11 protein-coding genes are annotated in these 11,720 nt (G+C 68.8%); 4 read left to right on the top strand and 7 right to left on the bottom strand.

Annotated elements, in window-relative coordinates:
* Nucleotides 1–43 precede the first annotated feature (43 nt).
* The 3 genes from M4578_RS13800 to M4578_RS13790 are packed head-to-tail and all read left to right on the top strand — an operon-like array spanning nucleotide 44 to nucleotide 3,680.
* Nucleotides 44–514, top strand: a complete 471-nt coding sequence (locus tag M4578_RS13800) for a DUF2271 domain-containing protein (RefSeq protein WP_258093865.1) — start codon at nucleotides 44–46, stop codon at nucleotides 512–514.
* 15 nt (nucleotides 515–529) lie between these two features.
* Nucleotides 530–2,737 carry a PepSY domain-containing protein gene (locus tag M4578_RS13795; protein ID WP_258093864.1) on the top strand — a complete coding sequence of 736 codons (2,208 nt, stop codon included), beginning with the start codon at nucleotides 530–532 and terminating at the stop codon, nucleotides 2,735–2,737.
* Nucleotides 2,718–3,680 carry an FAD:protein FMN transferase gene (locus M4578_RS13790; protein WP_258093863.1) on the top strand — a complete coding sequence of 321 codons (963 nt, stop codon included), beginning with the start codon at nucleotides 2,718–2,720 and terminating at the stop codon, nucleotides 3,678–3,680. Before M4578_RS13795 ends, M4578_RS13790 begins: the two co-directional genes overlap by 20 nt.
* A 54-nt stretch (nucleotides 3,681–3,734) precedes the next feature.
* Here M4578_RS13790 and M4578_RS13785 read toward each other — a convergent pair whose 3' ends face one another.
* From M4578_RS13785 to hutC, 7 genes are read right to left on the bottom strand one after another with little or no spacing between them, the layout of a single operon-like run.
* On the bottom strand, nucleotides 3,735–5,135 hold the full coding sequence (locus M4578_RS13785) for an FAD/NAD(P)-dependent oxidoreductase (RefSeq protein ID WP_258093862.1): 1,401 nt from the start codon (nucleotides 5,133–5,135) through the stop codon (nucleotides 3,735–3,737).
* On the bottom strand, nucleotides 5,132–5,443 hold the full coding sequence (locus M4578_RS13780) for a (2Fe-2S)-binding protein (RefSeq protein WP_258093861.1): 312 nt from the start codon (nucleotides 5,441–5,443) through the stop codon (nucleotides 5,132–5,134). Before M4578_RS13780 ends, M4578_RS13785 begins: the two co-directional genes overlap by 4 nt.
* Nucleotides 5,424–6,539: an NAD(P)/FAD-dependent oxidoreductase gene (locus M4578_RS13775; protein WP_258093860.1), complete on the bottom strand. Its 1,116-nt coding sequence runs from the start codon at nucleotides 6,537–6,539 to the stop codon at nucleotides 5,424–5,426. The genes M4578_RS13780 and M4578_RS13775 overlap by 20 nt, the downstream gene beginning before the upstream one ends.
* Nucleotides 6,536–7,255 carry an aspartate/glutamate racemase family protein gene (locus tag M4578_RS13770; RefSeq protein ID WP_258093859.1) on the bottom strand — a complete coding sequence of 240 codons (720 nt, stop codon included), beginning with the start codon at nucleotides 7,253–7,255 and terminating at the stop codon, nucleotides 6,536–6,538. The genes M4578_RS13775 and M4578_RS13770 overlap by 4 nt, the downstream gene beginning before the upstream one ends.
* Nucleotides 7,252–7,848, bottom strand: coding sequence for a UbiX family flavin prenyltransferase (locus tag M4578_RS13765; RefSeq protein WP_476748714.1), 597 nt, complete (start codon nucleotides 7,846–7,848; stop codon nucleotides 7,252–7,254). The genes M4578_RS13770 and M4578_RS13765 overlap by 4 nt, the downstream gene beginning before the upstream one ends.
* Nucleotides 7,848–9,176 carry a UbiD family decarboxylase gene (locus M4578_RS13760; protein ID WP_258093857.1) on the bottom strand — a complete coding sequence of 443 codons (1,329 nt, stop codon included), beginning with the start codon at nucleotides 9,174–9,176 and terminating at the stop codon, nucleotides 7,848–7,850. Before M4578_RS13760 ends, M4578_RS13765 begins: the two co-directional genes overlap by 1 nt.
* A gap of 6 nt (nucleotides 9,177–9,182) precedes the next feature.
* Nucleotides 9,183–9,938: a histidine utilization repressor gene (gene hutC, locus M4578_RS13755; RefSeq protein ID WP_258093856.1), complete on the bottom strand. Its 756-nt coding sequence runs from the start codon at nucleotides 9,936–9,938 to the stop codon at nucleotides 9,183–9,185.
* A gap of 284 nt (nucleotides 9,939–10,222) precedes the next feature.
* Between hutC and M4578_RS13750 the strand changes: the two genes are divergently transcribed.
* Nucleotides 10,223–11,713, top strand: a complete 1,491-nt coding sequence (locus tag M4578_RS13750) for an aldehyde dehydrogenase (protein WP_258093855.1) — start codon at nucleotides 10,223–10,225, stop codon at nucleotides 11,711–11,713.
* The last annotated feature ends 7 nt before the right edge of the window (nucleotides 11,714–11,720 follow it).

Raw genomic sequence — 11,720 nt, 5'->3', positions numbered from 1 at the left:
GGTTGCCCGGATCGCGCGCCCCATTTCCGAAAGGACGGACAGAATGAAATCGCTTCTCGCCACGCTTGCACTGACCACCGCCTTGACCGCGCCGGGGCTTGCCAGCGCCCGGCAGGTCACCCTGACCACCAATATGAACGCCTATGGCGGCGACGGCGCCTATCTGGCCTATTACGTCACCGACGCCTCGGGCGCCTATGTCGGCAGCCTGTGGATGGCCGGCGGCAAGTCGAAATATTACGAGCATATGTCGGACTGGTATCGTGCCACCGGCGGCAACACCGCCGAGATCAACGGCATCACTGGCGCCAGTGTCGGCGCCGGGCGCAGCCTCGAGATCACGCTGGACCTGGCCGATGCGCTGTTCGATGCGGGCTATACGCTGCATATCGACGCCGCCGTCGAGGACATGCGCGACAGCCCCAACGAGATCGCCGTACCGCTGACCGCCGACGGCGCCGGAACCGCCACGCGCGGGCGCCGTTATATCGCCGATTTCACCTATGACTTCTAAGGGATAGGACTTCCCATGCTGCGCGTTGCTCATCGCTGGCCGGGCCTTCTGGCCGCCCTCCTCCTCACGGTGCTGGCGCTGAGCGGCGCGGCGCTGTCGCTTTATCCCGCCACCGAACGGCTTTCGGCCCCGCAGGCCGGGGCCGAACAAAGCGTTGCCGATCTGGCGACGCGCATTCAGGCCGCCTATCCCGGTGTCGAGCAGATCCGCCGCGCCCCCTCGGGCCGGATCACCGCCTATTGGTTCGAGGGTGGCCAGCCCGGCGCGGCGGTGATCGACCCGGCAACCGGGCAGGGCGTGGGTTCTGCCGATCCCAACCAGTCGCAGCGCTGGCTGACCAATCTGCACCGCTCGCTGTTCCTTGGCGATGGCGGGCGCCTCGCCATGGCCGCCGGAGCGGCGGCGATGCTGATCCTGTCGGTTTCCGGCGTGGTGCTGGTGGCGCGGCGCACCGGCGGCTGGCGGGCGTGGTTCGCGCCGTTGCGCGGGCCGCTCGCGGGCCGGATCCATGTGGAGATCGCGCGGATCGCGGTTCTGGGCCTTCTGCTCTCCTCCACCACCGCCTTGTGGATGACCGCCTCGACCTTCGGTCTGCTGCCCGAGGGCGACAGCACGCCCGTCTTCCCGGCGGCCGTGAGCGGCGAGACCGGCGTGGCGCTGAACGATCTTGCATTGCTTGCCGATACCCCGGTGACGGCCTTGCGCGACCTGACCTTCCCTTATCCCGGAGATGCCACCGACGTCTTTACCCTCAAGACCGAGCAGGGCTCCGGCTATCTCGATCAGGGCACCGGCGCGCTGCTGGCCTGGGCCGATCTGGGCGGCTGGGAGCGGGTCTCGGAAACCATCTATATGCTGCATACCGGACAGGGTGCGGCGCTGCTCGGGCTGGTGCTCGGGCTGATGTCTCTTGGGGTGCCCGCGATGGGGGTGACCGGTGCCGTTCTCTGGATCGCGGGCCGTGCCGGGCGGCCGCGCCTGCGCGGCAACGCCCCGGCGAGCCGCGCGCAGACCGTCGTTCTGGTGGGCTCCGAAGGCGGCACCACCTGGGGCTTTGCCGCCACACTGCACAAGGCGCTGACCGAGGCGGGACAAGCCGTGCATGTGGCGCCGATGTCGGGATTTGCGCCGCAGCGCTACGCCCATGCCGACCGCATTCTGGTGCTGGCCGCAACCTATGGCGACGGGGCCGCGCCCAGCTCGGCCAAAGGCTTCCTCGACCGGCTGGCAAAGCTGGCCCCGCTGCCCGGCGTGCCGATGGCGGTGCTGGGTTTCGGCGACCGCAGCTTCCCGGCCTATTGCGGCTATGCCGAAGAGGTCGCGGCAGCGGCAGAGGCGCAGGGGTGGGACAGGCTGATCCGCTTCGACAGCGTCGACCGGCAGTCGCCTCAGGATTTCGCCCGTTGGGGCCGCGCCCTGGGCACCGCGCTGGGGATCGAGCTGGAGCTTGCGCATTGCCCGGTACAGCCCGCCAGCCTGCCGCTCACGCTGATCTCGCGCCGCGACTACGGCGCCGAGGTGCAGGCCCCGACCGCGATCCTGCGCTTTGCCCTGCCGCGCGTGTCGCTGTGGTGCCGGCTCACCGGGCGCGGCTTTGCCCGCTTCGCACCGGGCGACCTGCTGGGCGTGCTGCCCGAGGGCTCGGATGTGGCGCGGTTCTATTCGCTGGCCTCCAGCCGCCGCGACGGGTTTGTCGAGATCGCGGTGAAGAAACACCCCGGCGGGCTCTGCTCCAACCAGCTCATGGCGCTGGAGCCGGGCGATAGCGTTCCCGCCTTCCTGCGCCGCAATCCCGATTTCCGTCCCGACCGCAGCGCCGCGCCGCTGATCCTGATCGGCGCGGGCACCGGCGTGGGGCCGCTCGCGGGCTTTGTGCGGGGCAATGCGCGGCAGCGGCCCGTCTATCTGTTCTTCGGCATGCGCCACCCGGAAAGCGATTTCCTCTATGATGCGGAGTTTGCCGGCTGGCAGCAGGACGGACGGCTGACGCGGCTGGTTCCCGCTGTCTCGCGCGCGGCGCAGCCCGCCTATGTGCAGGACGCGCTGCGGAACGAGGCGCCCGAGATCGCCCGGCTGATCCGCAATGGTGCGCGGGTGATGGTCTGCGGCGGGCGCGAGATGGCCGCCGGGGTCTGCGCCGCGATGACCGAGATGTTGAAACCTGCGGGGCTGACCCCCGCGATGCTGAAAGCCGAGGGCCGTTATGCCGAAGACGTGTACTGAGATCCGCCACGCGCTGAACGGCGCCACCATGGGCACGCGCTGGACGGCGCTGGTCTTTGCGCCCGAGACCCTGGACATCGCCCCGGTAAAGGCGGCGTTGCAGGCCGCCGTGGACACGGTCGACCGGCAGATGTCGACCTGGCGCCCGGACAGCGATCTGATGCGGCTGAACGCGGCGCCGGTGGGCGAGTGGGTGGCGCTGCCCGCGCCGCTTATGCAGGTGCTGCAACTGGGGCTCGAGATCGGCGCGGCCTCGGGCGGGGCGTTCGAGATCGGCATGGGCGATGCGGTCACGGCCTGGGGCTTCGGCCCGCAGGAGGCCGATCCCAGCCGCATCCGCGCCGCCTTGCAGGCCGCGCGGATCCCGGCGCATGAGGCGCTGGCGCTCGATCCCGCAGGGGGCCGCGCGCGCAAGACTGCGCCGCTGGCGCTGGATCTGAACGGCATTGCCAAGGGCTATGGCGTGGACCGGCTGGCCGGGGTGCTGCGCAGCCAGGGCATCGAACGCGGGCTCGTGGGGATCGACGGCGAGATGCGCGCGCTGGGACAGCGCCCGGACGGGCAGCCCTGGAGCATTGCCGTCGAGGCACCGGACCCGGAGCGGCGCGCGCCGCAATCCATTCTGGCGCTCGAGGAGGCCGCCGTGGCGACCTCGGGCGATTACCGGCACCGCATCGCGGTGGGCGGGCGGCACCTGTCGCATACGATGGACCCGCGCCGGGGCGCGCCGCTCGACGGCTCTCCGGCGTCGGTCACGGTGGTGGCGCGCAGTTGCGCCGCCGCCGATGCCTGGGCCACGGCGCTGATGGTGCTGGGCGCGCAGGAGGGCGCGGCGCTGGCGCACCGGCAGGGGCTCGACGCGCTGTTCCTGCTGCGCGGGCCGTCCGGCCTCGAGACGGTCGGCGTGGGCCGGCTGTTCGGGACCGGCGCGGCTGCGGCATAGGGTGTCCAACCGAGGCGATCTTGGCGGCCCGCGCGTGAGGGGAGATGCAACGGATTAGCTGTCCAGCGCCGCAAATTCGCCCACGCTGACGGGGCGCAGCGGGTCGCGGCAGGTGAGCACCGGGGTTTCCCCGGGCCCGCGCCCCAGCAGCTCCGCGCTCAGCGCATGCAGGACCGGGCCACAGGTTCTGCCCTGGCAGGGGCCCATTCCGCTGCGCAGAAACGCCTTGATCTGGTTCGGCCCGGCGGCGCCGCTGCGCAGGGCCTCGCGGATGGCTCCGGCGGAGACCTCCTCGCAGCGGCAGACAAGCGTTTCGTCCGGTGGCCGCAGAACCTCGGCCCGGGGGCGATACCACCGGTCCAGAAACGGACGGGGCGCCGCGTGTTTCGCGATCTCTCGCCGCAAGGCTTGCATGCGGCGGCGTGCCTCCGCGTCGGGGATTCGCCCGTCGCTGTGCAGGATGGCGCAGGCGGCGAGCTGGCCCTCGAAAAGCGCGGATTGCGCGCCGCCGATGCCCCCGGCATCGCCCGCGACAAAGACCCGTGCCAGAGAGCTGCGCAGGCCCGGGTCGCGTTGCGGCAGAAACGCCTGTGCGCGGGGCGACCAGACATGCGCACAGGCCAGGGCGCGGGAGAGGTGGGTTTCCGGGATCACGCCCTCGTGCAGTCCGACATGGGCCGCCGGGAAATGCCGGTCCCGCCCGCCGATCCGGCAATGGACGGTCAGCGCCGTTTCGGTGCCGGACAGGATCCGCAGGCCACGAACCCCGAGATGGTGAGAGATTCCCTTGCGGCGCAGCGCCAGCAGCAGGCCCAGCCCCTTTGCCAGATACCGGGGCCCGTGCCCCGTCAGCGCCCGGGGGAGATGGGCAAGCGCAGAAAGTGCGGCCGAGGGGGCGCAGCTGTCGAGGAGCGTGACGTCGTGCTTGCCCGCTGCAACGCATTGCGCGGCATAGAGGTATAGCAGCGGCCCGGTCCCGGCCAGAACCAGCGGCCCCTCGGGCAGCAGGCCCTCGCGTTTGAGCAGGATCTGCAACCCGCCGGCGGTGGTGACGCCCGGGTGGTCCCAGCCGGGACAGGGGGCGGGGCGTTCCATCGCGCCGGTGGCCAGAAGCAGGTGGCGGCCCTGATGCCGGGAGATGCCCTGGGCGCCGCGCAGCCAGACGGTGCCGTCTGGTTCTGCCCGCCAGAGCGCGGTTGCGAAGGAGAGGGTTGCCGGGCTTGCCCGCAGGCGGGCGACCGGGTCGTGCCCGGCCTGATACTCGGGGCCCAGAAGCGCCGCGCGGGAAGGGGGCGCCGTTTCGATGCCGCGCCAGATCTGGCCGCCGGGGGAGGGGGCCTCATCCACCGCCAGCACCCGCAGCCCGGCCTCGGCCAGCGCGGTGGCGCCGCCGATCCCGGCGGGGCCGGTGCCCACGACGATCGCGTCCCACTGGGCTGTCGCGGGCAGGGTCATGGCATGCGCTCCTCTCCGGCGGGGCGTGGCCCCCGAGCGCGTTCGACCCGCATCCCGTTGCTGGCGGGGGTCATGCAGGCACGGCGGTTCTCGGCGCCGTCGATGCGCATCAGGCAGTCGAAACAGCTGCCCATGAGGCAATAGGGCGCCCGAGGCGCTCCTGTCACGGGCGTGGTGCGAAACGTCCCGATCCCTGCCGCCAGCAAGGCGCCGGCCACGGTATCGCCCTCGGCAAAGGGGATCGGGGTGCCCTCGAAGTGGATCTGATGGGCAAGGGAGGGGGCGGGATCAATCCGGCGAAAGCGCAAAGCGGCTGCTCCTCATGGTTTGCGGGGCGGGGCCGAGGCGACCCCGGGCCAGCGCCGGGCCGAGATCGAGCGCGTGCACGCTGGCCAGGGTCACCCCGCTGTGACAGGTCACGACAAAGGCGCCGGGGTGGTCGGGGGCCCCGTCATAGACCGGCAGCCCGTCCGGGGTCAGGATCCGCACCGCGCCCCAGGCGCGCATCAGCCGCGCCTCGGCGAGGGCGGGGAACAGCCGCGCGCCGGTGTTGCAGAGCCGCGCGATGGTGGCGATATCGGTGCCGGTGGAAAACCCCACATCCTCATGCGAGCTGCCCAGAAGAACGGTGCCGTCGCGGGTCTGGCGGATCGTGTTGGTGGGGTGGTGCAGGAACGGCGCAACCCGTTCGGTGACGACGATCTGGCCGCGCTCGGGCCGCAGCGGCAGGGTCAGGCCAAGCTGCGCCGCCAGCGTCTCCGAGCCGAGCCCGGCGGCCAGAACGAGCCGTTGCGCGGGCAGCTCGGCACCGTCGGCCAGGCCGATCCGAAAGCCGCCTCCGGCCATGGGGTGCAGGCTCTGCACCCTGCTGTTGCTGCGCAGCGTGCCGCCCTGCCGCTGCACCCCGGTATGGAAGGCGCGCAGGGTCAAAAGCGGGTTGGCCTCGCCGTCCAGATCCGACAGCGAGGCGCCCAGAACCTCCGGTCCGATCCCCGGAGCGAGCGCGCGCAGCTCCGCGCGGTCGAGCAGGCGGATGTCGATCTCGCCGCCCGCGTCGGCGGTGCGGGCGATCATCTCGCGGCGGGCGGCGAGATCGGCCTCCGACAGACAGAAGTTCAGACCGCCGCCGCCGCGCCATTCCGGGTCGATGCCGGTCTCTTCGGTCAGCAGGCGTGCGAGCTCGGGCCAGAGCCGCCCGGCGCGGATCGACCAGTGCATGTAGTCGGGATGGCCCAGCCCCTTGCCTTGCAACCAGACGAGGCCGAAATTGCCGCGCGCAGCGCGCAGCGCGATATCGCCCTCGTCAAGCAGCAGCACATCGGCGCCGCTGCGCGCCGCGCCCCAGGCGATGGCGGCGCCGATCAGCCCGCCGCCGATCACCGCCAGATCGTGGCCGGCGGTCATGCGGGGTAGCGCGGCGGCACCATGGCGCCGCGCATCCAGTGCACCAGCGTGACGATGTCGTAGACCGGCCTGCCGAAGCGCCGGGCGATGGCCGCCGAATAGGGCGGCAGGTTGGCGCATTCCAGAACCAGCGCGCCGATATCGGGATGCGTCGCGAGCAGGGTTTCGACGGTCTCGAGCGCGTCGCGCTCCTGCGCCGCCGGATCGACGCTTTGCGCGTTGCCCCGCATATTCGCGCGGATCGGTCCGTCGAAGGGCAGCTCGCCCATCGGCAGGCCGGGTTCGGCGCCGACATTGCGGAAATGCCGCTCCTGCAACGCCGCCGCATCCGAGACGATCAGCCCGACGCGCTGCCCATGGGGCAAGGTTCGGGCGACCAGCGGGATCTGTAGCAGGGCCGAGGAAAAGAACGGCACCGGCGAATGGTGCGTCAACTCGTCCTGCACGGCGGCGAGAAAGCCGCAGCTCGTGGTGATGGCGCCGGCTCCCAGCGCGACCAGATCGTCGATGGCCTCGCGGAAGGCGGACAGTGCCACGCGCGGGTCGCCCTCGATCACATCGGTCGGGCGCACGCCGCGCACGATGCGGAACTGCACGGGAAAGGGCCAGGTATCGGCATGGGCGATGTCGCCGGGCAGGCGGGCGAACCCGGTGTCGAGCACGATGATGCCCACGGTCTGGCCATGCACCGTGCGGCGCGGGGGTGTCATGGTCATGGCGCGGGCTCCGCAAGCGCGTCTTTCAGCCCGGTCCAGCGCCGCAGTGCGCCGGTTTCGAGGCCGAAAAGATCGAGGGCGCGGGCGCAGCTATGGCTGACCATCTCGTCGATTGACGCCGGTTTGGCGTAGAAGGCCGGCACCGGCGGCATGATCACCGCGCCGGCTTCGGTCAGCGCGGTCATGCTGCGCAAATGGCCGAGATGCAGCGGCGTTTCGCGCAGCATCAGCACCAGCCGGCGGCGTTCCTTCAGCACCACATCGGCGGCGCGGCTCATCAGGCTCGCGGTGACGCCGGTGGCGATCTCGGACATGGTGCGCACCGAACAGGGCGCGATCAGCATGCCCGCGGTTCGGAACGAGCCGCTGGCGATGGCGGCGCCCACATCCTGAGCCGGATGCAGCACATCGGCCAGCCCCGCCAGATCCGGCTTTTGCAGCCCCAGCTCCTGATGCAGCGTCAGCAGCGCCGCCTGGCTGACCACGAGATGGGTCTCGACCCCGGCGGCGCGGGCCAGCTCCAGCGCGCGGATGCCATAGATGGCCCCGGAGGCGCCGGAGATGCCGACGATCAGCCTTTGCCGTGGCGCCATCATGCCCTCTCGAACCAGTCTGACAGCCGGACCTCGTCCGCCATCCGCAGGCGCTTGCGCAGGAACTCGTCTTCGCGGCCCCAGGGCTTGGTGGCGTCGATCAGCATCCGGCCCCAGTGGTCTTTGGCCTCGTCGCGGTAGAAGGACGGCGTGTCGGGGATGATCATCACATCCTTGTCGGGGCGCGACCGGGTGAGGATCGCCCATTGCACATCGTCCATGTCGTAGATGTCGACATCAGTGTCCACGACGGTGATCTGCTTGGCCCAGATCGGTTCGGCGCCGATGGTGGCCAGCATGACCTGCCGGGCGTGGCCTTCGAATTGCGGCTCGATCTGCACGATGGCGTGGTTGACGAAGGGCTGGCAGGTGACGTTGACGATGCCGGGCAGCGCCGCGCTCAGCCGTTGATAGATGCTGGCGGAGACTGACAGTTCGAGCGTCAGCACCTCTTCGGGCGAGCCGCAGAGGATCGAGTGGAACATCGCGTCCTTGCGCACGGTCACGCCCAGCACCTCGAAGACCGCGTTCGGCCCGACGGGGACGTAATAGCCCATGAACTCGCCGAAGGGACCTTCGGGGCGGCGTTCATTGGGCAGGAAACGGCCCTCGATCACCACCTCGGTCTCGGCGGGAACCTCGAGGTCGATATGGTTGCATTTGCGCATGACAATCGGTTTGCCGCGCAGTTGCGCCGCCACTTCCAGCTCGTCGACATCGTAGGGGAGGGGCGCGGCGGCGGTGAGAAACGCATGCGCCGGCGTGCCGATCAGCATGGCCGCTTCCAGCGGCTTGCCCATCTTCTCGGCCTTTTCGTGATAGATCGTCAGGTGGTGGCGGGGCGCGAGGCGACAGCGCAGCTCGGTATCGCTGATATACATCGAGCGGTGGTAGGAGAGGTTGCCCACGCCCGTCTCGGGATCCTTGGCGATGAACATGGCGGAGGTGAAATAGGCGCCGCCGTCGCGGTCGGAATAGGTGATCAGCGGCAGATCGGAGAGCGCCACCTCCTCGTATTCGATGCCAGTATTGGTGGCGGGCACCAGCGGATCGCGCAGCGCGCTGGCGCCGAGCGAGGACAGGTTGCTCCATTGCCGGCAGAAATCCTGTGCGTCGATGCCGATCACTTCGGCAAGACGCTCGCGGGTGCTGTAGACATTGGTGACGACCGGGAATTTCGTGCCCTTCACATTGGTGAAGAGCACCGGCTTGGCCCAGGCCTTCTGCGCGTGGTGGGTGACCGCCGCCAACTCGTGCGCCGGGTCGATTTCCTTGTCGACAACCAGAAGGTCGCCGCGCTCTTGCAGTTTGCGGACGAAATCTCTCATGGGAGGTCAGCGGCCTTTCGTGGTCGTGGTCGGGGTAACGATGCGGTTGACGCGCGCCTCGTGCGAGCTGCGCAGCCGGTAGCGGTCGCCGGGATAGAGAAAGCGGCTGCGGGTCACGGGAATCCCGTCGCGCCAGGTGGCGCGGTCGAGCAGCAGGCAGGGCTGGCTGGCGTCGATCTGCAAAAGCTGGCGCGCCTCGTCGTCGGCGCGGATGGCGCGGATCGTGTTGTCGACCGAGGTCACCGTCGTCTCGCGCATCAGATAGGCCTGCGGCGTGATCTTGGTGAAGTCCTGCTCGATGTAATGCGGCGCTTCGGCGGCGTTGACGAAGCGGTCCTCGAGCTGGATCGGCGTGCCGTCTTCGAGATGCAGCAGCCGGGAATGAAAGATCGGCTCTTCGGCGCCGACCTGAAGCATATGGCGCAGGGTACTGTCGCGCGGCAGGACGCTGAGCTGCAGCACGCGGCAGCTATGGGCGCCGCCGGTCTGCGCGATCTCTTCGGACATGTCGGGCAGGTTGAACACCGCGCATTGCATGCGCGGCCCGACCACGAAGGTGCCGCGCCCCTGAATCCGGATCAGCACGCCTTCGGCCTGAAGCTCTCGCAGGGCGCGGCGCACGGTCAGCCGCGAGGCCCCGAATTCCTCTGCCAGCTCGGCCTCGGTCGGCACCTGGAAATCGGCGGGCCATTCCGTGGCTTCGATCCGCCGGTCGATCGCGTTCTTGATCTGCTCGTAAAGAGGGTGGCCTGTCTGGGTCATGTTACTCTTCATATAATGATATACCTTTTGAATAGATCTTCTATCTGGATTCGTCCAGATCTACATGGCGTCGGGCGGCATAACGGCAGATTTCTCAGAAATTAGCGCGATTTCCTTGCTTTTGTGGCCGATTTTGCCCAAAAATCATGCATAAAAAGGTAGTATATCAAAATATCTACAAGATCATTGACATGATAAAATGATATCATTTTACGATGTAAGGAACATCGCAATGAGAGAGACTCGCCTTCCGACGGCCTCTCGACGTCCCGAAAGGAATGACCATGTCCGCAGAAGCCCTGCCCAAACTGTCCATGTATATCGACGGGGAGTGGGTGGCCCCGGCCTCGGGGGACTATTTCGAGACCGTCGATCCTTTCACGGCGCAGCCTTGGGCGCTTGTGCCGCGCGGAACGGCCGAGGATGCGGACCGCGCCGTGCGCGCCGCGCATCGCGCGTTCAAGGAAGGGCCCTGGGGGCGCATGCACCCGACACAGCGCGGGCGGATCATCCAGCGGTTCGGCGATCTGATCGAGGCCCATGCGGATGCGCTGGCCGAGGTCGAGGTGCGCGACAACGGTCGGCTTCTGGAAGAGATGAAGCACCAGATCCGCTATATCCCGCACTGGTATCACTACTATGCCGGGATGGCGGACAAGATCGAAGGATCGGTGCACCCTTGCGACAAGCCGGCGCTGAGTTTTTCGCGGCACGAACCGCTGGGGGTCTGTGTGGGCATCGTGCCCTGGAACGCGCCGCTGCTGCTGTTCTCGCTCAAGGCGGCCCCGGCGCTGGCGGCGGGCAACACCATCGTGATGAAGCCCGCCGAACATACCTCGGCCACGGCGCTCAAGCTGATGGAACTGGTCGAGGAGGCGGGCTTTCCCAAAGGCGTGATCAATGTGGTCACGGGCTTCGGCCCCGAGGTGGGCGAGCCGCTCGTCACCCATCCGCTGACCCGGCATCTGGGCTTTACCGGCTCGACCAAAACCGGCGCGCATCTCTATTCGCTCGCGGCGAAGGACGTGAAGCGGGTCAGCCTCGAACTGGGCGGCAAGTCGCCCAACATCGTCTTTGCCGATGCCGATCTGGACAATGCGGTGCGCGGGGTCGTCGGCGGGATTTTCGGCGCGACGGGCCAGACCTGTATCGCCGGGTCGCGGCTGCTGGTGCAGCGGTCGGTGCATGACGCCTTCCTCGACAAGCTCGCGGCCTTTACGAAACAGGCCCGCGTCGGCGATCCGCGGAAGCTGGAAACGCAGATCGGTCCGATCGCCAACAAGATGCAGTACGACCGTATCCTCGGCTATATCGACATCGCGCGCGAAGAGGGGGCGGAGCTTCTGATGGGCGGCCAGCGCCCCGATCTCGAGGAATGCGGCGCCGGGTATTTCATCGAACCCACGATCTTCGCGGGCGTCGATAACGGCATGCGCATCGCCCGCGAGGAGGTGTTCGGCCCGGTCCTTGCCGCGATCCCCTTCGACGAGCCGGAAGAGGCGGTGGCCATCGCCAATGACAGCGAATTCGGCCTCGCCGCCGGGGTCTGGACCTCGGACATGCGCATGGCGCTGAAGATGTCCGAGCAGCTCGAGGCGGGCAGCGTCTGGGTCAACACCTACCGCGATATTTCCTACACGACCCCCTTCGGCGGCTACAAGAAAAGCGGTCTGGGCCGCGAGAACGGCATGGCCGGCATCTACGAGTATCTCCAGACCAAGGCGGTCTGGCTCTCCACGGCCGAAGAAATCGCGAACCCCTTCGTCATCGGATGAGGAGCGC

The organism is Salipiger pentaromativorans (genome assembly GCF_024721115.1).
Classification (GTDB): Bacteria; Pseudomonadota; Alphaproteobacteria; order Rhodobacterales; family Rhodobacteraceae; genus Salipiger; species Salipiger pentaromativorans.
The sequence above is the reverse complement of the archived record's forward strand: the minus strand, read 5'-3'. Positions and strand labels throughout refer to the sequence as shown.